At 56.1% G+C, this 24151-nt stretch carries 25 protein-coding genes; 11 read left to right on the top strand and 14 right to left on the bottom strand.

Annotated elements, in window-relative coordinates:
- Positions 1-65: 65 nt before the first annotated feature.
- The 3 genes from ABRP31_RS03750 to ABRP31_RS03760 form a co-directional block, all read right to left on the bottom strand.
- The gene (locus ABRP31_RS03750; protein ID WP_349973556.1) at positions 66-386 is read right to left on the bottom strand and encodes a hypothetical protein; all 321 of its coding nucleotides are present in this window, start codon (positions 384-386) and stop codon (positions 66-68) included.
- A 290-nt stretch (positions 387-676) separates the two neighbouring features.
- On the bottom strand, positions 677-1408 hold the full coding sequence (locus ABRP31_RS03755; protein WP_349973558.1) for a hypothetical protein: 732 nt from the start codon (positions 1406-1408) through the stop codon (positions 677-679).
- A 403-nt stretch (positions 1409-1811) separates the two neighbouring features.
- Positions 1812-2228, bottom strand: coding sequence for an Imm50 family immunity protein (locus tag ABRP31_RS03760; protein ID WP_349973561.1), 417 nt, complete (start codon positions 2226-2228; stop codon positions 1812-1814).
- A 290-nt stretch (positions 2229-2518) separates the two neighbouring features.
- Here ABRP31_RS03760 and ABRP31_RS03765 point away from each other — a divergent pair, with 290 nt between their 5' ends.
- Both ABRP31_RS03765 and ABRP31_RS03770 read left to right on the top strand, forming a co-directional pair.
- Positions 2519-2980 carry a hypothetical protein gene (locus ABRP31_RS03765; RefSeq protein ID WP_349973564.1) on the top strand — a complete coding sequence of 154 codons (462 nt, stop codon included), beginning with the start codon at positions 2519-2521 and terminating at the stop codon, positions 2978-2980.
- 3 nt (positions 2981-2983) lie between these two features.
- Positions 2984-3307 (top strand): hypothetical protein, encoded by a 324-nt coding sequence (locus ABRP31_RS03770; RefSeq protein ID WP_349973567.1) that lies wholly within the window; start codon positions 2984-2986, stop codon positions 3305-3307.
- A 101-nt stretch (positions 3308-3408) separates the two neighbouring features.
- Here the strand turns inward: ABRP31_RS03770 and ABRP31_RS03775 are convergent, their stop codons facing one another.
- Both ABRP31_RS03775 and ABRP31_RS03780 read right to left on the bottom strand, forming a co-directional pair.
- Positions 3409-3975 (bottom strand): hypothetical protein, encoded by a 567-nt coding sequence (locus ABRP31_RS03775; RefSeq protein ID WP_349973570.1) that lies wholly within the window; start codon positions 3973-3975, stop codon positions 3409-3411.
- Positions 3976-4199: 224 nt separating this feature from the next.
- Positions 4200-4718 (bottom strand): cysteine hydrolase family protein, encoded by a 519-nt coding sequence (locus ABRP31_RS03780; protein ID WP_349973572.1) that lies wholly within the window; start codon positions 4716-4718, stop codon positions 4200-4202.
- Between the two features lie 342 nt (positions 4719-5060).
- Here ABRP31_RS03780 and ABRP31_RS03785 point away from each other — a divergent pair, with 342 nt between their 5' ends.
- Positions 5061-5429: a hypothetical protein gene (locus ABRP31_RS03785; RefSeq protein WP_349973575.1), complete on the top strand. Its 369-nt coding sequence runs from the start codon at positions 5061-5063 to the stop codon at positions 5427-5429.
- 304 nt (positions 5430-5733) lie between these two features.
- On the opposite strand, the gene ABRP31_RS03790 is transcribed toward ABRP31_RS03785, so the two are convergent.
- The 5 genes from ABRP31_RS03790 to ABRP31_RS03810 all read right to left on the bottom strand — a co-directional run bounded on the left by ABRP31_RS03790 (position 5734) and on the right by ABRP31_RS03810 (position 11330).
- Positions 5734-6720, bottom strand: a complete 987-nt coding sequence (locus ABRP31_RS03790) for a class I SAM-dependent methyltransferase (RefSeq protein WP_349973578.1) — start codon at positions 6718-6720, stop codon at positions 5734-5736.
- Positions 6720-8078, bottom strand: a complete 1359-nt coding sequence (locus ABRP31_RS03795; RefSeq protein ID WP_349973580.1) for an iron-containing redox enzyme family protein — start codon at positions 8076-8078, stop codon at positions 6720-6722. Before ABRP31_RS03795 ends, ABRP31_RS03790 begins: the two co-directional genes overlap by 1 nt.
- Before the next feature lie 302 nt (positions 8079-8380).
- Positions 8381-8911, bottom strand: a complete 531-nt coding sequence (locus tag ABRP31_RS03800) for a glyoxalase superfamily protein (protein ID WP_349973582.1) — start codon at positions 8909-8911, stop codon at positions 8381-8383.
- Between the two features lie 219 nt (positions 8912-9130).
- A complete protein-coding gene (locus ABRP31_RS03805; protein WP_087274211.1) occupies positions 9131-9496 on the bottom strand; it encodes a hypothetical protein in 366 nt (121 codons plus the stop codon).
- A gap of 112 nt (positions 9497-9608) precedes the next feature.
- Complete coding sequence (locus tag ABRP31_RS03810; RefSeq protein ID WP_087274209.1) at positions 9609-11330, bottom strand: PAS domain-containing hybrid sensor histidine kinase/response regulator; 1722 nt, start codon at positions 11328-11330, stop codon at positions 9609-9611.
- Between the two features lie 178 nt (positions 11331-11508).
- Between ABRP31_RS03810 and ABRP31_RS03815 the strand changes: the two genes are divergently transcribed.
- Both ABRP31_RS03815 and ABRP31_RS03820 read left to right on the top strand, forming a co-directional pair.
- Entirely contained in the window at positions 11509-11976 is a 468-nt protein-coding gene (locus tag ABRP31_RS03815; protein WP_349973586.1) for a DUF1203 domain-containing protein, read from the top strand.
- A 309-nt stretch (positions 11977-12285) separates the two neighbouring features.
- On the top strand, positions 12286-13215 hold the full coding sequence (locus ABRP31_RS03820) for a DMT family transporter (RefSeq protein WP_349973588.1): 930 nt from the start codon (positions 12286-12288) through the stop codon (positions 13213-13215).
- On the opposite strand, the gene ABRP31_RS03825 is transcribed toward ABRP31_RS03820, so the two are convergent.
- Positions 13186-14142, bottom strand: coding sequence for an aromatic alcohol reductase (locus tag ABRP31_RS03825; protein WP_349973590.1), 957 nt, complete (start codon positions 14140-14142; stop codon positions 13186-13188). The genes ABRP31_RS03820 and ABRP31_RS03825 overlap by 30 nt on opposite strands.
- Before the next feature lie 98 nt (positions 14143-14240).
- Between ABRP31_RS03825 and ABRP31_RS03830 the strand changes: the two genes are divergently transcribed.
- The gene (locus ABRP31_RS03830; protein ID WP_349973592.1) at positions 14241-14654 is read left to right on the top strand and encodes a helix-turn-helix domain-containing protein; all 414 of its coding nucleotides are present in this window, start codon (positions 14241-14243) and stop codon (positions 14652-14654) included.
- A 408-nt stretch (positions 14655-15062) separates the two neighbouring features.
- Here the strand turns inward: ABRP31_RS03830 and ABRP31_RS03835 are convergent, their stop codons facing one another.
- Positions 15063-16190, bottom strand: a complete 1128-nt coding sequence (locus ABRP31_RS03835) for an alkene reductase (protein ID WP_349973593.1) — start codon at positions 16188-16190, stop codon at positions 15063-15065.
- Between the two features lie 362 nt (positions 16191-16552).
- On the opposite strand from ABRP31_RS03835, the gene ABRP31_RS03840 reads away from it, so the two are divergent.
- Complete coding sequence (locus ABRP31_RS03840) at positions 16553-17482, top strand: LysR family transcriptional regulator (RefSeq protein WP_349973595.1); 930 nt, start codon at positions 16553-16555, stop codon at positions 17480-17482.
- A gap of 308 nt (positions 17483-17790) precedes the next feature.
- Positions 17791-18171, top strand: a complete 381-nt coding sequence (locus ABRP31_RS03845) for a RidA family protein (protein ID WP_087274197.1) — start codon at positions 17791-17793, stop codon at positions 18169-18171.
- Positions 18172-18318: 147 nt separating this feature from the next.
- Here ABRP31_RS03845 and yghU read toward each other — a convergent pair whose 3' ends face one another.
- Positions 18319-19155: a glutathione-dependent disulfide-bond oxidoreductase gene (gene yghU / locus ABRP31_RS03850; RefSeq protein ID WP_087274195.1), complete on the bottom strand. Its 837-nt coding sequence runs from the start codon at positions 19153-19155 to the stop codon at positions 18319-18321.
- A gap of 129 nt (positions 19156-19284) precedes the next feature.
- The gene (gene galE, locus ABRP31_RS03855) at positions 19285-20310 is read right to left on the bottom strand and encodes a UDP-glucose 4-epimerase GalE (protein ID WP_349973597.1); all 1026 of its coding nucleotides are present in this window, start codon (positions 20308-20310) and stop codon (positions 19285-19287) included.
- Between the two features lie 337 nt (positions 20311-20647).
- Here galE and ABRP31_RS03860 point away from each other — a divergent pair, with 337 nt between their 5' ends.
- The 3 genes from ABRP31_RS03860 (at position 20648) to ABRP31_RS03870 (ending at position 24148) form a co-directional block, all read left to right on the top strand.
- Positions 20648-21817: a glycosyltransferase family 1 protein gene (locus ABRP31_RS03860; protein ID WP_349973599.1), complete on the top strand. Its 1170-nt coding sequence runs from the start codon at positions 20648-20650 to the stop codon at positions 21815-21817.
- Positions 21805-22992, top strand: a complete 1188-nt coding sequence (gene glf / locus ABRP31_RS03865; RefSeq protein ID WP_349973601.1) for a UDP-galactopyranose mutase — start codon at positions 21805-21807, stop codon at positions 22990-22992. The genes ABRP31_RS03860 and glf overlap by 13 nt, the downstream gene beginning before the upstream one ends.
- A 70-nt stretch (positions 22993-23062) precedes the next feature.
- Positions 23063-24148, top strand: a complete 1086-nt coding sequence (locus tag ABRP31_RS03870) for a beta-glucosidase (protein ID WP_349973618.1) — start codon at positions 23063-23065, stop codon at positions 24146-24148.
- Positions 24149-24151: the final 3 nt, after the last annotated feature.

Raw genomic sequence — 24151 nt, forward strand, 5'->3', positions numbered from 1 at the left:
TCAGTACTGAATAAACATCTCTGCTGAGCCAACTGACAGCTAACTCCCTTTTCAGGGGGATTGCATCACCCTGTCATCAATGCCAGCGCCTTGTGTAATTCTTGTCGGGCGAGAGGAAAATCCTCGAGCGTCATCCTGACGATCAGCGTTTCGCGAGCTTTGGTCACCCCTGCAGGCCCCAGGATCACAATGGCTCGTATGGCTGCCCAACGAGTAAAGTGGTTCTCGGGGTCTGAAACCAGTGAAAGTATTTTTTCAAATTCCGCATCGTCGGAGGTTTGCTCTGCTAACAACCTAGCAATACCGAAGATATCAATTGGGTAGGCAACTTGATGTACGCCCAGATGCATCGCCCTGTCGATCAATTCGTCAAAAGAAGAGTCCATGGTGCCTCGTAAGGTAAACAAAAATCCCCACGCACCTGAATCTACTTACAACCTTTCAGATTCCACTAGCAGTGCGACGGTGTTCTCCCAGCTTATCCAACCGATCAGCCAGTGTCTGCTATCAATTAACCATCAGCACAATCTTAGGTTTAGCGGGTGAAGTGCCTGTCAATCAATGCGATTCAAATGACTGCTATAGGTCGATAGCTGTCAGTCGACTAAGCGCTAGCGCAGAATATGAGCTCAATCACCAGGCCAGAATCGGACCATCATCAATGCTTGAACGCTGGTTAACGCCTGGCCATTTCAATTAGCTGCACTTGATAACGATAACGTGTCGCGATATGTCTGATCATAACGGTACCAATCGATAACCCCACAACCCCCGCACCTATCATCACCAAAATCATGTTTGGAAAGTTTTGGAGCGTCATTCCCGAACTGAGGGTACTTCCTACCCAGCTGAGCCCACCGGAGGTACCTCCAAATTCCTTGGCGAAAAAATAGCCGGAAGCAAGCAAGCCTAGCACTGCGCTTTTATCGCCGAAAATATGGGCGACACGAGCTTCGATGCGCTTTATTTTCAGCTCAAGCCAGCACTTCGCATCAATGAGTACTTCGTCGTCGTGATGGGAAAGAGCGTAAACCATCGCTTGCTCATGCCGGATGTCATTCAGCAGGTTTTGAAGCGAGGCATCCTTCCAGCGGAACAACAACAAGCCAGCTGCCACAATAGGTAGAAGCATTGTCAGGAGCGCCAACACGCATGAAAGGCTAACCATTACTAACGCTCCAAGCTTTACGCTGTCGTATAGACCCCTTCCAAAATATGTCCATGCTGCCAAACCCCATGCCGGTACCATGAGCGCGACAGCTATCCCCATGCACCAGTTAGAGATTTGCTCAGCTCTGGCTTCGAATCCAGTGCGGCGTTCGGCCGCTGACCGGGGCTTGTACTGGCTGAGCTCTGTGAGGACATCTAGCGTCTTGTTGATGTGACTGTTTTTGTATGACGCGTTCATGCAATGAAGCTTCCTCAATGTGGGGCGTAGCCGTCCATGGGATAACAGGAGGGGCAGGCGACGCATCACCGTCGTTACCAGCTAGGTTCAGAGATGTACTATGAAAGCCTGAGAGACGGGCGTGCTGCAAGGACCCCGTCGCCTCGTATACAGCATTTAAGAAAGCCGCCGAGTCGTCCTGCATGGATTCCTTGAAAACCAACGATTCTTGCCGGTCGCGACTGGCCATTTTCGGCCCAAAGCTGACCTTAACGCAGTCCGATAAAACCGAGAGGCTGAATCAATATAGACGATCGGTACCAAGTGAAAACGGTTGAAGCCTGCTCGACCTCAAGCCGCACCAGGCTTCCTTGGCGACCTTCCAAACAATGTATAGCTGAGTACAAAGTAGAGCCGGCGAGGATCAGGACAGTAGATTCGTTAACTCTCCAACGGCTACATGGTTGCAACGAATGCTTCCGACAACTCCCCAGATCGAGACGATATCCACGAGAATCGATAAGTCTTGTAATCGCTTCAGATCAATTGATTCGAGCACGTTTTGATGATTGAAATCTGTCAGTGAAAGGTCATGGATATCACTGAATATCAGTTCAACCAGTAAACTTTTCTGGCATACGTATTCAAAGTCCGCCGTCCCAGCACCAACCACATCATGCTCTCGGTAATGCACGCATAGCTTCGCGACAGTAGCCAAACCTTGGTCCGGCAGGCCGCGTGATACCAAAAACGAGATCACCTCTGAGTCGTGAAACGATGGCCAGCAACCAATAGCTTCAATCACATTTTCGGCTCCGCTGATCAGTTCTTCGGGCTTCACTGTGTGCCTCCACGATGACGTCAATGACTGATACTCATCAGATACGCAGCAAACAGCAAATCACTGTTCAGCGACCGCGCCTAACGCTGTAGAGATGCTATGCGGGAAAAACATGAATCGGTAGGCTTGCTCAGTGATGACTGTAAACGATTTTTTGGGTCAATAGCTGCTATGTAGTAGGTGAACCCTCGAGGAGCATGGCATCGTCCGCGCTCAGACGTCGTACTACATGCGACATCGCTCAGGTGGTTTTAAAAGCTTGCAGACCAATGAATAGAGGATACGCAGGGATGGAAAATGTTTTCAGGATCGAGCCAGGTGCAGAGGCAGTCGTTGGACATTGCGACTCCTGCGGTCATGAGACACGAACCTTTCGCGGTTTTGTCTTCAACCACGAGGACGCTTATGCGGTTTACTTGTGCACCTATACGTCATCACATCCCGAGTTGGGGGTTGCCATGGCGGTAAGCCTTAGAGGCTGGGGTGACGGCGCGGATACCGCAGCTAAAGAGTGTGTTGCCCTAGAGTGGAGAAATGGCGACAGCGGACCCGGTTGCCGTGTAATCGATGCCTCTGAAACATCTTGGGCTAGCAATAGCATTCTCGGCCAAATGCTCTTCAGAGAGCAGGCCATGACGTCCGGTCGTGCGTCCGAAGCGTTAAGCGCCACCGATGCTATCTGGGCGGGGGATGAGCGCTTATCGCAAGCCCTGAAGGAAACTCAAGCTGATTTTCTCGTCGCGAGGGACTAGGCGATGCGTGAGCAAACTGAAGATGAGACCGAAGAGGAATTAACCACCTGTATTCATGACCTATTCCTTAATCAGGAATATCTGGACTGGAGGAGAAAGCTGAAATCTCTCTCTGAAGATAGGTGGCACCTGTTAATCGAATGCTTGGCGAGTTGCAATGCGCCGGTTGATGAGTTCCTGGCTTTCGGGCAGAGCATCTATCCGAAGCTCGTTTTCAGCTACACCGAAGCACCCGATTATGCAGAGTCTCGAATGCTGATGGTGCAATTTACGGTATCGGGAAGCATGTGGCACTGTCTCGTGTGGCACTGTCCAGAGCGAAGTTAAATCTTAAATTTGATATTTTACTTTACTGACAGCCTGCTTATGGCCGGTAACCGTACCTAGTGGATGTCCGGTCTTGGCCGATAGCGGTCAGCCAACGTGTCTCAAAAGGGATCGAGCCGTGCGTCGATGCCAGCCTGCTCAGCCAGCGCGATCAGGTTTTCGACGCAATCTTGCTCAATGATGCAACCCACATAATCGGCGCCGCCTGTATCCACATGCAGAAAGCGCTTCCCGAACCCGGTCAGCCATTGATCGAAATCGATCAGCACTTGCATCAGTGATGGCGTCTCTTCCAGCTTGTAGGCATAAATCTGGTCAATGCCGCTGGCTTCAATCAGTTTCGGTGCCAGGTACTTGAAATCATCGAAGCCGTGCACGTCCACGGCCATAAGAACCAGATTATTGAGTAACTGGCCTTTCTCAGCGTCCAAAAGACCACTGACCAACGCGGTGGCCGGGTCTTCACCTAGGTTGTAATAGCGCGACACCCTTCTCACGAGACGCGCACGTTCCTTTTCAGGCAGCCGCGCCAACAGGGCCTGGGTGAACGTTTTCAGTTGCGCACCGAATGGGTAAAGCTCACGCATAATCGCGGCATCGCTCAACCGTGGTTCATCGGGTGGGGGTTGTGTGAAGCGATCGCCGAACAATCGACTGAACAAGCCCATCGCCGTTTATTCTCCTTGGTGGGTAAAGCTTCTGGCGCGAAGCTTACCTCAGCGGTTCGATGACGGCGAATAGGGTCAGGGTTGATATCTATTCAGTCTACGTGTGGCAGCAATCGACCCAAAAGCGGTCATTCATGTGGGTCAGCTAACGGCCACCAGAGGCCTGTAGCATGGAAAGCATCAGGTACTGATCGACCCTGTACCGAGTCGATCGTGGGACTTGACTAGAAACTCCATTCCTCAGCCTGGACGACCAGGCAGAATGGTCCGGCTAATGTTGCATTATGGTGGGCAATGATGGCCTCTGCTTTGAGCCCTGGAGTATCGGAGCAAGTATGTCCGTTGGCGATGAGCACAGCATCAAAGCCGCAATCGCGGGCAGCCCGGCAAGTGCTGTCTACGCAGTATTGAGTTTTCATGCCTGTAACAACGATGCCCTCACAGTCGCGCTCACGTAGCTGAGCTGCCAGGTCAGTCTGAGCAAAGGCATTCGGGCGTTTTTTCTCGAAAATCACTTCGTCACCCATTAGCTGTAACTCATGAACAAGCTCTGTGAGCGGGCTACCCGGCTCAATCGGAGACCCAGCAGGACCTATATGGCGGGCAAGAAAGATAGGTGCGCCTGTTTCACGCGCACGTCTCATGAGTCCATTCAATGTATTGATAAGCGCTTCACCCGCCCAAGGTCTGTCCGGGCCGTGAACAAGCCCTACCTGCATGTCGAGAATCAGAAGTGCATACATGTGCGTTTCCTTACGTGGGTGCCAGCAAAACCGGGGCAAAAAAAAGACCCGGTCCATTGCTGGCGGGTCTTTAGGGATCGTGTGCTGTTTTAACTCACACAACCTCCCACGACCCGCCCATGGCGGTCGTGAAGGTTGTGGTCGATTCGAAGCGTGACGTAATCATGGGACCGACCTTAACTTTGACGGCACGGTCTTGCAAGTGAACATGCCCAGGATGAAAGTCATTTCGTAGGGGGCGGACTCAATGACTGCTTCTGGCCGATTTCTGCCATCAGCTTTACCACTGAACGACTAATCCACCAAGCTACTGCTCAAACCACAATACGATTGGATCACAACATGCCTTCACGATTAGCGGGCCGCTACCCGGATATTCAAAGCGTGTTTGAGGCGCAAAGCCCATTCGGGCAAAAGCAATTGGCTACTCGTATCGTTCTCTGGGCAGCCCATGAGGCGGGGATCGATCCGGACGAAGTGGGTGCCTTGTTATCACAACATCACGCTGAACAACTCGATGCCCTGTGCATGGAGATGGATGCGCGATACTTCGAGCTGTTGGATCGTCAGGATAGTCGTCATCAGTTGTTTTTCTGTAAGGCACGAGCCTACAGCGCAGGTGCTTTGCTTGCTCGTGATGCGTGGGACGACGCTATTTATGAGTCTACTTTTGCAACTGAAAAGCCGCTGTTAATTCATGAGTTCTTATAACAAACCTTTCTGCGTCCTCCGTGACACAGGGCGTCGTGCAACGAGCAATTGCGCTGTAGGAGCTGCCGAAGGCTGCGTAGCGGTGTGCAGACAGAACGCTTTCGCAGCCTTCGGCAGCTCCTACAAGTTTCTCCGGCTCATGAATGAACGGAATCTTTGAATTTACTCACCTGCCCGGCGTAAACGCTTGGTAATTGGAGGCAATACTAGCCTTGGCGGGGAGCTGGTCATTCATGCATAAACACGGGTTGAATGACCTGATGTTCTCCCTGCAAAAGCCAGTCCTGGACTTTATGACACTCGGTCACGCCGTTCGCGTGACCGTCAACACCACTGCCGCGATTCGTTCCGCTTGGGCGTAGTTTTCGGTTTCGAGCTCTTCACCGAATACATCCGGGTCCATTTCGCGATAAGACCAGGCGAAACCTGGACGATCAATCAACAGCAGGGCGTGTTCAAGGAACAGGTCCACCCCGTCGACCCACGGCGTGCCGGTGTAGAGCAACAGGCTACCGCCTAACGCCAGGCGGCCCATCGCTTGTTCGACGATGCGCACAGAAAGCTCTGATCCCAGACGTCCACCGCCATGACGATAGGCTCGTTTCTGGCTGTCCTGCATGTAGGGCGGGTTGGCGACGATCAGATCGAATTCGCCCGAAGTGCTTTCCAGCAAGTCGCTGTGCCAGGCGTGCACGTTCTCGATTTCGGCCAGCGAAGCGTTTACCGCAGTAAACCTCAGCGCCGTCGGGTTGATGTCCAAGGCCAATACCTGAGCGTTGGGCCTGGATTTGGCGATGAGGATTGCTCCCATGCCGCTGCCACAGCCAATATCTGCTGCCGTTCGCACGGGATGCATTGAGGTTCTCAGATGCTCTTCGATGGCTTGGGCAAATCGGTAGGTATCGGGACCGAAAAAGACAGCGTCGTTTGAAATCGTCGGGAAGCCGGAGTGCACGAAAAGCAGGTCCTGCAAGCTCGACCAGCGTACTTCGCTGAGCAACAGACCGGCATGCGCGCGGATAATCCCGCTGGCCAGCAGGGCTTCAATTTCTGCCTCTGGCAGCAGATGTGTTTCAAACGGCCTGTTCCAGCCAAAGATATCGCGCAGGTCACGCGCCTTGCGGTTTTGTTCGCGCTCGTTATTACGCTGATGGGTCAGCGGCGTTACCGTAACAAATTTGTACTCGTCGGCTTGTAGTCGACGACCCAGTTGGACAAGTGCCAGATCATGGGTCTGTTCTTCAATATTGGTGGCGTCTGTAAATGACGACGATGCAGTGGTGTGGTCCATCACGCTAAAGATCCTTGAGCAAGTTGGCTGGAGTACGCCCGGGTAGCAATCAGCCCCTCAGGCGTTGAATGTTGAGATGGGGACAGCAGGCTGATCAGTCGTTCAGTTGAACCGTTGGCTTTGGGCTGCTTTGTCGATACCGAGGCGGGAGTCGCCCGACGCCGGAACCGGGCGCGAAACGGGTTGCTGTTGGCCGATGCACTTTCGTCAGCCCAATCCCCTGCAATCCAGTCACGCAGCAGCTGCATTTCATAGCCGCTGAACACACCAAACATTACCGCTCCCGGGCCGTCGATCAGTTGCCAGAAGCGACTTTGAGTCGGGTCCTGATTGCGTTTGATCCAGCCTTTGTTTTCGAGCACGGTGAGGAACGCCCGGCTACGTCCGGGCTCGCCAAGCCATTGATTGATGGTCAGCCCGTCCAGGCGGCAGTAATCGGAGTGCATGTACTGACCAAACGAGCGCTTGCGCTCCAGCATGGCCACGACTTCATACTCCAGATCAAAGCTGGCAATGACTTCTTTCGTGCCTGTGCCCAGTTCATTCAGGGCATAGCCAGCGCGCAGCCGCTCAATGAATTCATCCCGGGTGTCATCTGTCGGCAACAGATCAAGAACGGTTTGCACGGCTTTGTGAGCGTGCCCATTGCTGGCGTTGTCGATGGTGACATGCAGCGTGAAATAGTACGGATCGATTTCCAGCTCGTTGAGTTCGAACGAAGTAATCAGCAAGTGCAACGGAAGCTGTTCGTAGCCCAGGTTGTACCCGAGCAGCTCTGGCAGATACTCGTCGCCCAGTTGAGCGAGTGCGAGTTGAATTGCGCCTTGTACGTACAGCACGTCTTCCAGTGGTTCAGTCGGCGCGCAGTCGTGATCGGCCAGAAGCTTGCGGTACAGAACCACATGATTCAGCGCGGGATCGCCGTCTCCCAGCTCTTCCAGATAGGTACGGATGAGGCCGTGGTAGCGCCAGTCGTCCGTGTGTTTTATCGCCGCGTACAGCCAGGCACCGTCCACCAGCTTGGTGGGCGCTACCTGCCGCAGAAAATAAAGGGCGTGGGCCTTGTTTGCGAAGAACTGTCTGCCTGCTCCGGCATGTCGCCCTTCGAGATACTCTCTGTACGCACTGGCGACGACACTGGCCTTGCCTTCCATCCACGCAGGCATGTCGCTGAGGTTCTCAGGAAGATCCACCGGACATTGCCGGGCCTGGTGAAGGTGGACTTCGAGAAACTGACGAAGCGTGCGGGCATCCACCTGCCGGGGATCGCTCAACAGCTGGTGGTAGAGGGTTCTGGCATCTGCATCTGAATGCATTGCCGGGTTCAGGCGATCAGCAAAATTGCGCAGAGAGTTCATAAGGCAGCCTACAAATGTTCTTGGTATGTAGGTCTGAGGCGGGGGCTGGCGGATAAATTCCAAGAATGTGTAAAGGTCAGGACGGATGGTGTGTTTTTTGAGGAGGGACTGCGGTATCAGCCTGCAATGTTTAGGTGTGAACTTGTTGCAGGCTGTAGGAGCGCACGAGCACCGCTAGGCCGCGAAGGCGGTCTGCCTGACAAGCCACTATCGCGGCCTCGCGGTGCTCGTGCGCTCCTACAGTTCCCCGTTTGTCATGAGACAGTGCTTTTCAATTCATATGAGATGAACCAAAGCCACCGTCACCCCTCACAAAATCTCAGCCGATTGCCGAACGGATCGTAAACTTCCAGCACTTTACCCCAGCCTTGCTCGACGAGGTCTGGCCGACCGTACCCATAACGCTTGGCCTGTAATTCATCACGAAACAGTTCGATGTTCTGCATCGGGATGAATACCGTCGAGCCGGGGCTGGCGTCGCCGTGGTGTTCGGAGAGGTGCAATTGCAGGCCGTTGCGGGTTATCCCCAGATACAACGGCAGGTCTGCTTCGAACCGGTGTTCGAATTCAACGCTGAAGCCGAGGAAGTCCAGGTAAAACTCCCGCGCTTTGGTTTCGTCAAACGACCGCAGGATAGGGATCGATTTGTCGAAGGTGATGCTCGCTGGGGCGGCTTCCTGGGTGAGCAGCGCTGACGCGGTGTTCCAGTCTTTGTGGCCCAGTTGATGAGCGACCAGTTCAAGTGCGGCAGAGTGGGATATTTCTTGGTTGGACGTGGCCAGATCAGCGCGCAGACGCTTGGCCATTTGCTTGGCGTGTTCGATCGAAAACATGAAAGCTCCTGGAGTCGAGGCTTTTTGGTGCTCGCGTTGCCAAACCTGGACTATCAAGAGATGCGACAGGATTCGGAAGAAACATGCTTTCACCTTTCCCATCGGGAGCGAGCGGCAGGCAGCACTGGCCTGTCGCGATCATACACAGGCGACACCGGGGACGGAATGCAGGGAATGAAAAAAGCCGCTGCCAGATGACAGCGGCTTGCAGGTCAAGCCTTACCAGCGATCGCGGCCACGGCCATGATCATAATCCCGGCGGGGACCGTGGTCGTAATAGCCGCCACGGGGCGGGTCATAGCGGCGGTATTCAACCGGACGCACCGGGACGTAACGCACCGCCTGATATTGTGGCTGGTAGCGAGGCTGCGGCCGGTATTGCTGGTAACGCGGCTGTGGCCGGTATTCCTGATAGCGCGGGCGGTCGTGGTCCCGGCCTGAGTTGCTAAGCACGGTAGCCAACACTGCACCCACGGCTGCACCAGCGATAACGGGGACGATCACGTCGCGTTCATTTGCGGTAGCGGCCCCGGCAACGAGCAGGCTACCGGACAGAATCAGGACTTGGGTCATCTTCGAAAACATGGTGTCTCCTTTGGCGAAAGTAAGTGGGTTCGCCATGGACGTATGAAACACCCATTTCATGTAAACGGAGGTCTGGATTCGGTAAAGGTTTGGTAAAGCGCTGGCAAACAAGTCAGTCGGTAATGACGCTTTTGATACGACTGGTCAGCTCAACCATGGAAAACGGTTTAGTCAGCAAATGCATGCCGGGTTCCAGCTGCTCTTCCCAGTCCAGCGCGTTATGGGCATAGCCGGTAATGAACAGCACTTTGAGATCGGGGCGCAGGCTGCGCCCGGCGTCAGCAACCTGACGGCCATTGATCCCGCCGGGCAAGCCGACGTCAGTGACCAGCAGGTCGATGTGTTGAGTGGATTGCAGCACCTGCAACCCGCTGGCGCCGTCTTCCGCTTCAATGGCGGTGTAACCCAGATCTTCCAGCACTTCGCGGATCAGCATGCGCACGGTGTGCTCATCGTCGATCACCAAAACTGTTTCGCCGCGTTCGGCCAGCGGCGGTGGCGCGAGGACGCGCGGCGTCTCGGAAGGCCTGGACTCGGCGCGGGACCTTGGCAAATACAAGGTCATGGTGGTGCCGATATTCATAATCGAATGAATATGCACGCTGCCACCTGACTGACGGACGAAACCGTAGATCATCGACAGCCCCAGACCGGTGCCTTCTCCCATGGGTTTGGTGGTGAAGAACGGGTCGAATGCGTGGGCAATCACGTCGCTGCTCATGCCGCTGCCGGTGTCGCAGACGCTCAAGGTCAGGTACTCGCCTGCAGGCAAGTCCCGTTCGGCTGCGGCCTTGGCTTGCAGGTTGCAGTTGCCGGTGCGAATGGTCAGCGTGCCGCCCGACGGCATGGCGTCACGGGCATTGATGCAGAGGTTGAGCAGGGCGTTTTCCAACTGGTTCGAGTCAACCTGAGTCAGCCATAAATCGGTTTCGTTGTGCACATGTACCTGCACGGCGGGGCCGATGGTGCTGCGGATCAGCTCAAGCATGCCGGCGACCAGGCGGTTAACGTCGGTTGCGGTGGGTTCAAGGGTCTGGCGGCGTGAGAAGGCCAGCAACCGATGGGTCAGTGCGGCCGCTCGACGTGAGGCGCCTTGTGCAGCATCGAGGTAGCGGTCCATTTCACCGACGCGATTCTGTGCGACTCGCAGCCTGATCATTTCCAGGCTGCCGATGATCCCGGTCAGCAGGTTGTTGAAATCATGAGCCAGGCCGCCCGTCAGTTGGCCGACGGCTTCCATTTTCTGGCTCTGCCGCAGTTGTTGCTCGAGCAACCGCTGGGCCGTCATCTCGATGCCAACGCCTGTGCGCCTTACTGGCTCGCCGGTATTACTGAAATAGGTGTGGCCACGAGAAAGCACCCAGCGGACCGAGCCGTCAGGGTGCACGATGCGATATTCGAGTTCTAGATCGCCGCTGTTGACCAGCCCGCCCGCCATGGTTTTGCGCAACGCAGCAAGGTCGTCGACGTGTACGTTGGCGAGAAAGTCCTGACGTTTGATGCCGCTGGCGGCCTGCACCGGGTCGATGCCGTACAACTCGCTGATGCCTGCGTCGCAGTAGAAGCAGTCGTTGGACACTTCATAGGTCCAGACTCCAACGCCGCTTACCGCCGAAAGGGCCAAGCGGGCAAAATCCATGGAGTCATGCAGCGCCGTCTCACCTGTCTGCTCGGACTTCACATCCCGCGCCCCTGCTGCACGAATTTGCATGATCCGCAGAGTCGCTCGTCGCGCATCTTCAATACTTGCGTAATGCCCTTCGCGCACCTGGGTTTCAAGCAGGGCGGAGAGTGCAAGGTCGAGGGCCAAGTCCTGAGGTGCCCGATAGGACATGCGCAGTTCTCTGTACGGAGGAAAGTGAGCGAGTCGGGGATTATCACACAAGCTTGGGAAAAAGCCGCGAATGCTGAAATGTCACTTTGATTACCGTTCGGGTTAGGCAGCAAGAAGCGGGGTGTGGTCCGGTTGGATAGCCTGTTTGATACAGGCTCCAACTCAGCAGGAGCTCAGCATGACTTTTCGGATTACAGGCCTCTCCCCGGAACCTTTTCTGGCGCTTTTTGGTTTGTCCGATGAAGCCTTAAAGGCACTCGGGGTAAAGCGCTACTACGTCGACAAAAAACCAGGCTTCCCCGACCGCATCGAATTGCTGGATGCGGAAGTTGGCGAGACGGTCCTGTTACTGAATCACGTCTGCCAGCCGGCCATGACCCCTTATCGAGCCACACACGCGATTTTCATACGTGAAGGGGCTGGCCAGACTTACGACGCGATCAATCAAGTGCCTGAATCGATGCGTATCCGCCTGCTGTCGCTGCGGGGCTATGACGCTGAAGGGATGATGATCGAAGCTGATGTCGTGGAGGGTGTGGCAATAGAGTCGGTGATCGAGCAGATATTTGCCAATTCCGAGGTGAGCTACATCCATGTTCATAACGCGCGCAGAGGGTGTTATGCCGGGCGGGTTGATCGGGGGTAGGCGCGGCACATGCGGTCTATTCGGGAAATTCTATGTTGGCCTGCAACTTCAAAGCCCATGGGGAGCAGCCCCCGTGTTGCAGCAAACGCGGGACCCTGTAGGAGTGAGCTTGCTCGCGATTCGGTCATTGGGTCTGCGAATTTATCGCCTGAACTGACGTAATCGCGAGCGAGCTCACTCCTACAGGTCCTGCGTTTGCTGCTCCCACAGATGTCAGCGAGTGTCTCAGGGCGAATCAATACAGATGCTCACATATCCCCGCTGCAAGCCGCATAATGCCGCGCTTAATAAAGCGTGAGATAAAGCCCCGTGAATATTCGTAAACCCATCGACGGTCAGGCCGCGGCGATGATGACTGTGCTGTGTACCGTATGGGGTCTTCAGCAGGTTGCGATCAAGGCTGCAGCTCCGGACATTGCGCCGATTTTCCAGATCGCCCTGCGTTCAGGTTTTGCGGCGTTGATGGTGGGCGTGTTGTTGATGCTGCGCTGGCAGCAGATGAGACGCAGCGGCACCTGGCAAGCCGGGATCATGGTGGGTGTGCTGTTTGCGCTGGAGTACCTCGCGGTGGGCGAAGGGCTGCGCTACACCTCGGCGGCGCACATGGTGATCTTTCTCTACACGGCGCCGATATTTGTCGCGATCGGCCTGCATTTTCGGTTTCGCAGCGAGCAACTGACGCTGCTGCAATGGATCGGCATTCTCATCGCCTTCTCAGGCGTCGTGCTGGCTTTCTATGCCCCGGCAGCTCCCGGCGTTTCGGTGGTGCATCAGCGGGTTGGCGATGGGTTGGGTTTGCTGGCGGCTATCCTCTGGGCCGGTACGACCCTCACGATTCGCGGCTCCAGTCTGTCCGACGCGCCCGCGCCGCTGACGTTGTTTTATCAGTTGGCCGGGGCTTTTGTGATCCTTGCGTTGATGGCCCTGGCAACCGGACAAACCGGCATCAACCTGACTACCGTTGCGGTCAGCAGCCTGGCCTATCAGACCATTGGCGTCTCATTTCTGAGTTTCCTCGCCTGGTTCTGGCTGCTGGGCCGCTATCTCGGTTCTCGCCTGGGCGTGCTGTCGTTCATGACGCCTTTATTCGGCGTGGTGTTTGGTGTGTGGTTACTGGACGAAACGCTGGAATCCTCCTTTGTGATCGGCTCGGCACTGGTGCTCACCGGGATTCTGCTGGTGAGCGGGCACGATCTTTTGAGGCAGGTGTTACACAAGCGCGCTCTTGGCAGGCACTAGGTTCTGCTCGACCCAGTTAGTCACCGTGGTCAGTTCAATGCCGTGTGTAGCGTTGAACGTGCGTTTTTTATCCCAGGCGACGCCTTTACCTTGGGCAAAAACCGCCCGGTATTTGCAAAGCGAATCGTGCGGCGCTGCAGCGAGAGCGGCGTTCAGTTGCGGGACGGTACATTCCACGCGGGACAGCGTGCGCCCAAGCTTTTCGTCGAGAATGTTCGCCAGTTGCCGATAGCTAAGCGTGTCCCCTGCGACGAATACCACCTGATCAATCAGGAGGGGTTCGGCAAAGATGATGTGTGCCGTCAGCTTGCCGATATCCTCTGGCGTGGTGACGGTGACTTGCGTGTCCCAGGTACCCAAAGCATGAACCGTGTTTTTGGCCAGATCGACGACACCAAATGCTGGCTCGAACAGGAAGCTGGTAAACATCCCGGTGGAAATGATCAGCCATTGGGTTGTGCGCTGGGCTCTTAGAAGCTCGCGAACTTCGAGCTGTTCATCAAACAGATCCTGCGGGCTGCCTTTACCGATCACGTCATAGTCCACGCCGAACTGCCACGGCACGTAGCGCTTTACGCCCGCCTTGAGCGCCGCCTGAGTGAGCTTGAGTTGGGTGCCCGCGCCCGCAACGAAGCCAACACAACTGATCACCGTATCGAAGTGCCGGAAATGCTCGGCGAGTGCTTCGATGGAGTCGTTGATCACATCGGCCTGCAAGATATGAATGCCGAGGGTTCGGAGCTCTTCAAGGGCGCGTTTTTTTGAGCTGTCCTGGGTGGCGACGGCGGAGGCGCGCAACAGTACGGTGATGCGAGCGTTTCTGCTGTCAGCGTTGATTTCAGCCAGTTGGCGCAGGACTTGGGTGCCCAGTTCACCGGCTCCCAGTACAAGAATATTGTCGGTTTTCACGGGCGTGGTCAGTTGCATGAATTTCCTCCGGATAGCGGCTCAAGGGCGAGCGGTTGTTATCCTGTCACCATTGAGACGCGGCCATAAGTAGGCACACGAGTGATCCTGGGGGGCTAATGGACAACGAAGAAATCATCAGACAATCACAAGCGGCCTGCGAAGCGCTGAGTGAAGAAGACGACGGGTTGAAGCGAGAGGTGCTGACCCACGCGGGTAATCGCTGGTCGCTCGGTATTGTTCACACGCTCGGTGTGGAAGGGCGGCTCAGGCATGCGGAAATCGCCAGACGCATGAGTGGCGTGACGCAGCGGATGTTGACCCGCAGCCTGCGTCAGCTAGAAAGAGATGGTCTGGTTTTGCGTCGGGATCACAATGAAGTGCCGCCACGTGTCGACTACGAACTGTCTGAACTAGGCCGCGGATTGCTGGTGCAGATGATTCCGCTCTGGATGTGGGTGGCGGACAATGCAGAGGGTTTTCGTGAGGCCCGTGAGCGTTACGATGCGGCGGGTCTGGCGAAGGTGGAGTGAGTTTGCTGCGCGATGGCGGCGCGTCGGCAGTGTGCTGCTACTTTCTGGATTGGAATGGATTTCACTGTTGAAATGCATTCTCTGCGAGGCTTGCCCGCGATAAAGGCAATGCGGTTTATCAGATAAACCGCGGCGCTCTTATCGCGGGCAAGCCTCGCTCCCACAGGTGTGATCTCAGTACGGGGGCGATGTCGTGGGACCGGCTTTAGCCGGGAAGAGGCCGGTACAGCCGACAGATGTGCATTGTCAGGAATATCGCTTTCCTGGCTAAAGCCGGTCCCGCGGAAAAAATGCCGTCTCATGTGGGAGCGAGGCTTGCCCGCGATAAAGGCAATGCGGTTTATCAGATAGACCGCGGCGTTCTTATCGCGGGCAAGCCTTGCTCTCACAGGTCCTTCGTTTGCTGCGTCAGGCCGGTTCGTACGGCGAGTAATCCACATAGCCTTTGGCATCGCCACCGTAGTAGGTGTCGCGATCCGGAGTGGTCAGCGGCCAGCCGTTTTTCAGGCGGGCAACGAGGTCCGGGTTGGCGATGAAAGGTTGGCCAAAGGCAGCAAGATCAATCAGGCCCGCGTCGACCAGATCCTGAGCGCGTTCCAGAGTCATATCGCCTGCCAGGATCAGTGCGGTGTTGCCCAGTTTGGCTTTGCAATCCTTGAGCAATGCCCGCAGCGCTTCTTCCTGTGCTGCGGAGCTTTCGCCAGCCATGAAGAAGTGGGTCTGGTCCATGACGTGGACGTAGGCGATGCCGCGCTCATTCATCCCGGCGCACAGTGCCGCGTAGGTTTCGTCGATCTCGGGATAGATCGGCATATCGAACAACTGGCCGTACGGCGAGATACGAATGCCGACCTTGTCTTTACCGATTCTGGCGCTGACCGCGTCGACCACTTCGAATACGAAACGCAGGCGATCATCGAGGTTTTTAGCGCCATAGCGGTCGGTGCGATCGTTAACCAGCGGGTTGAGGAACTGCTCAAGCAGATAACCATTCGCGCCGTGGATTTCCACGCCATCAAATCCGGCATCGATTGCGTTTGCAGCCGCCTGGGCAAAGTCCTGAACGACCCGACCGACTTCTTCTGTGGTCAGGGGACGTGGGGTGGAAGTGTCGACGAAGCCCGGCTCACCATTCTCGGTATAACCGAACGCCTTACCACCTTGGGCTGGCTTGTTTGTGGAGCTGACCGGAGCTTTGCCATCGACCTGAATCGAAGTGTGGGAAACCCGGCCAACGTGCCAGAGCTGGGCGAACATTCTGCCACCGACGCTGTGGACGGAATCCGTCACCAGCTTCCAGCCCTGAATTTGCGCGTCGCTGAAGATACCGGGATTGAACAGATAGCCCTGACCTTCACGGGAAATCGGCGTGCCTTCGGACACGATCAAACCTGCGGTGCCGCGTTGGGTGTAATGCAGCGCGATCTGTTCGTTGGCAATATCTTCCGGCGCACGGGAGCGGGTCATTGGCGCCATGACAAAACGGTTGTTTAGCGTCAGGCCGCTGAGGTCGTAGGAGTCAAAAAGGTTCGTCATAAATCGGAGTCTCCATGGACAGAATCTGGTTCTGGCGAAAAGCCCGCGAGTTCAGGGCGTTTCCGGCAGATGAAAGTGGTGACCATGGTAGGTTGTTGCTAAAGCAGCCACAATTGAGGGTAAAAGCAAAATACTATTGCTGTTTTAGCAATTGGTGGTTTCAATTGGCAGTACTAATTCACGTAGGTCTGTTCCTCGCTGTCCCTGACCTCACGCTGTCGCGCAGCAAACATAGGCCCTGTAGGAGCGCACGAGCATCGCGAGGCCGCGAAAACGGTTTGTCAGGCAGGACGCCATCGCGGCCTCGCGGTGCTCGTGCGCTCCTACAGCAACGTGTTACTAATCAGATAGTTGTAGTTTTTATGCACCTCAAAGCTCACAGATTCTTCGCCATGGTCGCCGTCAACGGTAGTTTTTCCGCAACGGCGCGGCACTTTCAGGTGCCTGCCTCGTCGGTATCGCGCTTCATTGCGGCGCTTGAACGAGAGGTGGGGCAGCAACTGTTGTATCGAAATACCCGTGCCGTGAAGCTCACCGACGCCGGCGAGCGTTATTACCTGCAGATTCGCGAAGTTCTGGAATTGCTGGACGCCGCCGACGAGGAGGTCACCGGAAAGGTGGGCGATATACGCGGTCTGGTGCGGATCAATGCGCCGGTTGCGTTTGGCCAGTTGCACATCGTTAAACTCCTGGAAGGCCTTTACGAAAAATACCCCGAGCTGAGTGTTGAACTGAACGTCACTGATGCGTTTATTGATCCGGTTCTGGAAGGCACCGATATCATTTTCCGGGTCGGGCAATTGCAGGATTCTGGCCTGATAGGCCGCAAGATCTGCGACCAGCGCTACTTGCTTTGTGCAAGCAGCGAGTACGTGGAAAAGCACGGACAACCGACCTCGCCGCAGGACCTGCTCAATCATGCCTGCCTCGTTTATAAAGGCGTCAGCGGCATACAGCGCTGGCATTTCCGTCATCCAGGGCACGATGTTGAAGAGGTCATCGACGTCGACGGACCGCTACGAAGCAATAACGGTCAGGTGCTGATGGAAGCAGCGCTGGCAGGCAGGGGCATCGTGTTGTTTCCTTCGTGGCTGTTCAATCGGGCGCACTTCAAAACACAAGAACTCATCCAGCTGTTGCCCGAGTGGGAAGGTTGCGTCGAGTCGTCGCTGAGTCAGATTCATTTGCTCTCGCCCGAGAATCGACTGCGTTCACAGAAGGTCCGGGTAGTGTGGGACTACTTCGTGAATGCAATTGGCTCGCCGCCTTACTGGGACCGGTCGGAGTCCTGATTCAAGGTTTCATGTAAGAAAAAACAGCGGCACTCATGGCGAAAGGCTTACATTGCGCACTGTCGATTGTCCATTTACGTAACAGCAGCACAAGCGCAATCTAGAGCCATCAACCGGAACGCAGGAAGCGCTTCGGAGGTAACGGATGACCACCATGGCCCGGATGGCTACCGACAGGATGTTGGAATGGTAATGATGAAAAAGTAACCCGCTTCGGCGGGTTTTTTCATGCCTGCGTTTTATGCCTGAGGGTCTGTAAACTGTCCGCGCAAACGGGTGACCTTTTTACTTCCAGACAAGAGACCTTCATGGCAAACCAAGACATTACGTTCGTCCCGGACCCTGATTCGGACTCCATTTCCTCTGACGTGGCCGGTTTTGGCGGCTTGCTGGTCTCCACGCAGATTCCGACCCATGCCGATGGCAGCCTGGAGTTGGGCGATATCACGCTGCAGAGCGAATGCACCTTGCAAGCGCTGAAAGTGGCGCTGGAAAAAGCCGGCAGCTCCATGGATCGGGTATTGCACCTGACCATTTACCTCACCGACATGGCCGACCGCGCCGCTTTCAATGAAGTCTACAAACGCTTTTTCGCCAAGCCCTGGCCTGTGCGTGCGGCGGTGGGCGTGGCTGCATTGGCAGTTGAAGGCATGCGCGTGGAAGTGACGGCGATGGCGGCGAAGGGCTGATTTAAGACCGCGCCACGATTTGACCGGTCTGAAATGCGTTTCTGTAGGAGCTGCCGAAGGCTGCGATCGCGGCTTGTCTGATACACCGCGATCGGCGCCGTCGTAACCTCTGACAACTCCTACAGAGAGCAGGGCGTGCTGCCACCCTCAATCCAGATCCGCAGCCTCATGCCGTTCCGGCACTCGGGTTGCTTCATCACCCCAGGTCCGGTTGACTCGCGTACCCCGGACAACCGCAGGGCGTTTGGCGATCTCATGCGCCCAGCGCTGCACATGGGTGTATTCATCTACGGCGAGGAATTCCGCCGCCGAGTACAGACCGCCGAGGATCAATTGGCCGTACCACGACCAGACCGCGATATCAGCGATGGTGTAGTCGTCGCCCGCCAGATACGTACTCTCACTCAGACGGCGATCGAGCACGTCCAGTTGACGCTTGGCCTCCATGGCGAACCGGTTGATCGGGTATTCAAGCTTCTCCGGCGCGTAGGCATAAAAATGCCCGAAGCCACCACCGAGATAAGGCGCTGCACCCATTTGCCAGAACAGCCAGTTCAGGGTCTCGGTGCGGCCCGCTGGATCGGTTGGCAGAAAACGCCCGAACTTTTCGGCCAGATACAGCAGGATTGAGCCCGACTCGAACACGCGAATGGCCGGCTCGGCGCTGTAATCCACCAGGGCCGGAATCTTCGAATTGGGGTTGATGTCGACGAAGCCGCTGGAGAACTGATCACCTTCGTTGATGCGGATCAGCCAGGCATCGTACTCGGCGTCGGTGTGCCCCAGCGCCAGTAACTCCTCAAGCAATATCGTGACTTTGATGCCGTTGGGCGTCGCCAATGAATAGAGCTGCAAGGGATGTTTGCCCTTGGGCAGCGTCTTCTCGTGGGTGGGGCCGGCGATGGGCCGGTTGATGCTTGCAAACTGCCCACCCACTGCTTCGTTTTTCCATACCTTGGGCGGAACATAAGGTGCTTTGCTCATGGACGAACCTCTTGATTGTTCGAAGCGATAACGCGAGCGCATTGAATCGCCGCGTCAGATCAATGGCATACCCTGCCAGCGCAGTGATCTGTAATCAATGGTCTTCGTTAGCCGCGCGGAAAACTGTGCTCAACCGGCCAGCGGCACAATCGACTCCAATTGATGACTGCACTGCCAGCGCCAGGCATCGGCCAGCATGCAATCCAGCGAGCGTCGCGCGCTCCAGCCCAGTTCAAGCGAAGCCTTAGCGGGATCGGCCCAGCAGCGGGCAATGTCCCCCGCGCGTCGCGGTTCATAAATGATCGGCACACACACGCCGCTGACCCGTTCGAACGCCTGGACGACCTCCAGTACGGAATAGCCCTGGCCGGTGCCGAAATTCCAGACCTGAACGCCTTGCTTCAAACGCAGGGTTTGCAGGGCTTTGACATGCCCTTCGGCGAGGTCCATCACATGCACATAATCGCGAATACCGGTGCCATCGGGCGTCGCATAATCATTGCCGTAAACGCTCAGGGTCGGGCGCTGCCCGCTGGCAACCTGCAACAGATAGGGCAACAGATTGTTGGGAATGTCGGTCGGTGCCTCGCCCAGTTCACCCGAGTCATGCGCACCGATCGGATTGAAATAACGAAGTAAGCCCACTGACCAGCGCGCGTCGGACATCACCAGGCTTTTCATGATGTTTTCGGCCATCAGCTTTGATTGTCCGTAAGGATTCGAGGGCTGGCCGGTCGCACAGCACTCATCAATGGGCATGACGGCGCAGTCGCCGTAAACAGTGGCTGAGGAACTGAACACCAGAGTGAATACGCCGGCATTCGCCATCGCTTGGCATAGCGTTACGCTGCCGCCAACATTGGTGTCGTAGTAGCGCAACGGCTCACGCACGCTTTCACCTACGGCCTTGAGCCCGGCGCAATGAATGACGGCATCAATCGCGTAGTCGTCGAACAGAGTGGCAAGCAATCCACCGTTCCTGATGTCGCCCAGGACAAAACCGGGGCGTCGACCACTGACCCGCGCAATCCGTTTCAGGACCGAGCGAGAGCTGTTGCACAGGTTGTCGAGAATCACGACGTCTTCGCCGTGATCCATTAATTCAAGCACTACATGAGCGCCAATGTAGCCCGCACCGCCGGTTACCAAGATCATGTGCCGTCCTCGTTTGATCACCTGTAAACGGCGACTTCAAACTGCCGGACATGTTCTGGTTCGTCTTTTGGCCTGCGCGGCGACTTCGAAGCATGTGAGGTTATGGGCGCTGCAATCGCGCAGGAGTTCAAGGCGCGTTGCTGATCGGTACGTGCAGTTCATCGGCTTTACATCCCGGCCCGTTGAACGCTGAATGAACTGCGCCGCTCCAAGTTTTAGAAGTGCGCAAAAGGGTGAGCTGATCATCCGCCGCATTTGGTAATGCAACCGAGTGTGGTCGAAGCCACAGGATTCATGGGCTTCAGTCTCGATTCCGATTTTAAAAAAGGAATTCGCGATGAACCTTCCAGAGCCGCCTGATCATTTTTTACCCGTCCGCAGTAATGCCCGCTCAGCCGCGACAGCGCTGGCGAGGCCTACCTTGTTATGCCTGTCTCATTTGCGCTGGGGGTTCGTCTATCAACGCCCGCAACATGTGATGTCGCGTCTGGCCAAAGACTACGACGTGGTGTTTTTCGAAGAGCCGGTTTTTGCTGATGCTCATGAACCTGAACTGGAGTTGTCTCAGCCGGTCAGCGGGATCACGGTCATGGTGCCGCGTCTTCCCTGGGGGATGGATCTGCAACAGGTAGCGGATGCCCAGCGACAATTGCTTGATGCCTGGTTAGTCGAGCATGCCGCACCTGAGTTACTGCTGTGGTACCTCACGCCCATGAGCCTGTCGTTCACCGAACACCTGAACGCTCATGTGACGATTTTCGATTGCATGGACGAGCTCTCGGCATTCAAGGGCGCGCCAGCGGATCTGATCGACAAAGAGCGGCAATTGATAGCCAAGGCTGACGTGGTGTTCACCGGCGGTTACAGCCTGTGGGAGGCCAAACGAGGCCAGCATCCAAACGCTCACGCAGTGCCCAGCAGCGTCGATGTTGCGCACTTCGCCGCCGCTCGCGACAGGTTGCCTGAACCCGCTGATCAGGCGGGCATCAGTCATCCGCGACTGGGGTTCTTTGGGGTCATCGACGAGCGGTTTGACATCGAGCTAGTCAGTGAACTGGCGATCCAACGGCCAGACTGGCAAATCGTCCTGATCGGTCCAGTGGTGAAAATCGATCCGGACACGTTACCGCGTCAGCCCAATATTCATTACTTAGGCCCCAAGAGCTACGACGAATTGCCAGGGTATCTGTCCGGATGGGACGCCGCGTTGATGCCGTTTGCGATCAACGAATCGACGCGTTTCATCAGCCCGACCAAAACCCCGGAATACCTGGCGGGCGGTTGCCCGGTGGTGTCGACGCCGATTCACGACGTAGTCAGCGGGTACGGCGATTCAGGTGTGGTATCGATCGCGGATTCACCGCAGGCTTTTATTGCTGCCATTGAGGCCGCGCTGCAATCCAGGGCTGAAGTGACGTTTACTCAACGCGTTGATGCCGTGCTGGGTGATATGTCCTGGGACAAAACCTGCGCCGTTATGAAGGAGCAGATCGAATGCCTAAGGTAACCATTGATACCGCCAGCAACGGCCCGTCGGGTGCGGTCGGCAAATGTATTTATGACTACTTGATCGTCGGTGCCGGTTTTGCCGGATCGGTGATTGCCGAGCGATTGGCCGATGGGCTTGGCAAGCACGTGCTGTTGATCGATCGCCGCGAGCACATTGGCGGTAATGCTTACGACCACCCGGACGCCGCTGGCGTGATGGTCCATCGTTACGGGCCGCATATCTTCCACACCAACGCACAACGGATTGTCGATTACCTGTCGCGTTTCACCGAATGGCGGCCTTACGAACATCGTGTGCTCGCCCGCGTAGACGAACATCTGCTGCCCATTCCCATTAACCTGACTACCTTGAACACGCTGTATGGCCGGTCGATGGACGAGCATGAAGCCGAGGTTTTTCTGGCTGAGCGCGCCGAGCCTGTCACCGACATCCGCACCTCTGAAGATGTGGTGATCAACCAGATTGGTCGCGAGCTGTATGAGAAGTTCTTCCGTGGCTACACCCGCAAACAATGGGGTCTGGATCCGTCCGAGCTGGACAAGTCGGTGACGTCGCGTATTCCGACACGCACCAATGAAGATGACCGCTATTTCACCGACACCTTCCAGATGATGCCGCTGAACGGCTATACGCAAATGTTCGAAAACATGCTTGATCACCCGCGCATAGACCTGTTGCTTGCGACGGACTTTGCTGCGGTGCGCGAGCGGGTCCATTACAAGCAATTGATCTACTGCGGCCCGGTCGATGAGTATTTCGATTTTTGTTTTGGGCGCTTGCCATACCGCTGTTTGCAGTTCAGGCACGAGACTCTACAGACCGGGCAGTTTCAGTCCGTTGCCGTGGTCAACTATCCGGATGAGCGGGTGCCCTATACCCGGATCACTGAGTACAAACATCTGACGGGGCAGACGCATCCATTGACCAGCATCAGCTACGAATTTCCCTGTGCTGAAGGTGATCCGTATTACCCGATTCCGCGGCCGGAAAACGCCGAGCTGTACAAGCGCTACAGCGCGCTGGCCGACGACACACCGGGTGTGACGTTCCTCGGCCGATTAGGCACTTACAAGTACTACAACATGGATCAGGTGGTGGGCCAGGCATTGGCGTTGTATCAGCGTATCGAGCAGCAAGCGTCGGTGTCAGCGCCTGCGGTGGAGGCGGGATGACGCGGTGCCTGGCGGCATTGTCGCCAGGAGGATCGAGGTGAAGAAGACCAGCCTCTTCAACTCATTTCTGATGGCAGGTTATGAATGCGCTACCCAGCGCCGACGGGATGGCGTACGGCTTGATCTGCTGGTCTCAACCGGGCACTCAAAGTGGGTTGAAAACGATTACGCGCAGCTCGCCGGGCTTGGTATCGGTTGCGCACGAGACGGGCTGCGCTGGCACTTGATCGAAGCACAGCCGGGGCATTACGACTGGAGCAGTTTTCTGCCCATGTTGTGTGCTGCTCGCAATCACAATATTCAGGTGGTTTGGGACCTCTGTCATTACGGCTATCCCGATGGTCTGGATATCTGGCGGCCCGAGTTCGTCGATCGCTTTGCCCGGTTCGCGGGGGCCGTCGCTCGTTTAATGAAAGATGAAGGTGTCGAGGCTCCGTTTTTTTCGCCCCTTAACGAGATTTCCTTCTGGAGTTGGGCGGGGGGCGAGGTCGGTTATTTCAACCCAGGCATGCATGGGCGAGGCCAGGAACTCAAACATCAACTGGTACGCGCAAGCATTGCAGCCATCGAAGCTGTCCGCGATCAGCTTCCGCAAGCACGCTTTGTGCAGTGCGAGCCGTTGATCAATGTGATGGCCGCCTCCAGCCGTGCCGATGAAGTCAACAACGCCGAGCAACACCGGCTTTCGCAGTTCGAAGCCTGGGACATGCTGGCGGGCCGTCAGTGGCCGGGGTTGGGGGGCCGCGAGGAGTATCTGGACATCATCGGCGCCAATTTTTACCCGCATAACCAATGGTTCTTGAATGGCGCAAAGATCCTGCGCGGCGAACGTCATTTTCGTCCGCTGGCGGGCATGCTCAAGGAATTGCAGCAACGCTATCGACGGCCACTGTTGATTTCAGAAACCGGCGCGGAAAGTGACGAGCGTGTGCCATGGCTGAACTACGTCAGTGAACAAGTCGCCCTGGCGCAACAGCGCGGCGTTGAGGTGGATGCGCTCTGTTGGTATCCCTTTCTGGATTACCCCGGTTGGGACGATGGCCGGTACTGCCCGGCGGGCGTATTCGGCTACGCGGACGGGGAAGGCAATCGCGCCTCGTGTCACCCGTTGCATGTGCACATGCAGACGCTGTCGCGCCAGACAAGATTTTTGTAGAGC

Origin of the sequence: Pseudomonas caspiana (genome assembly GCF_040224095.2) — a bacterium.
GTDB classification, from domain to species: Bacteria; Pseudomonadota; Gammaproteobacteria; order Pseudomonadales; family Pseudomonadaceae; genus Aquipseudomonas; species Aquipseudomonas caspiana.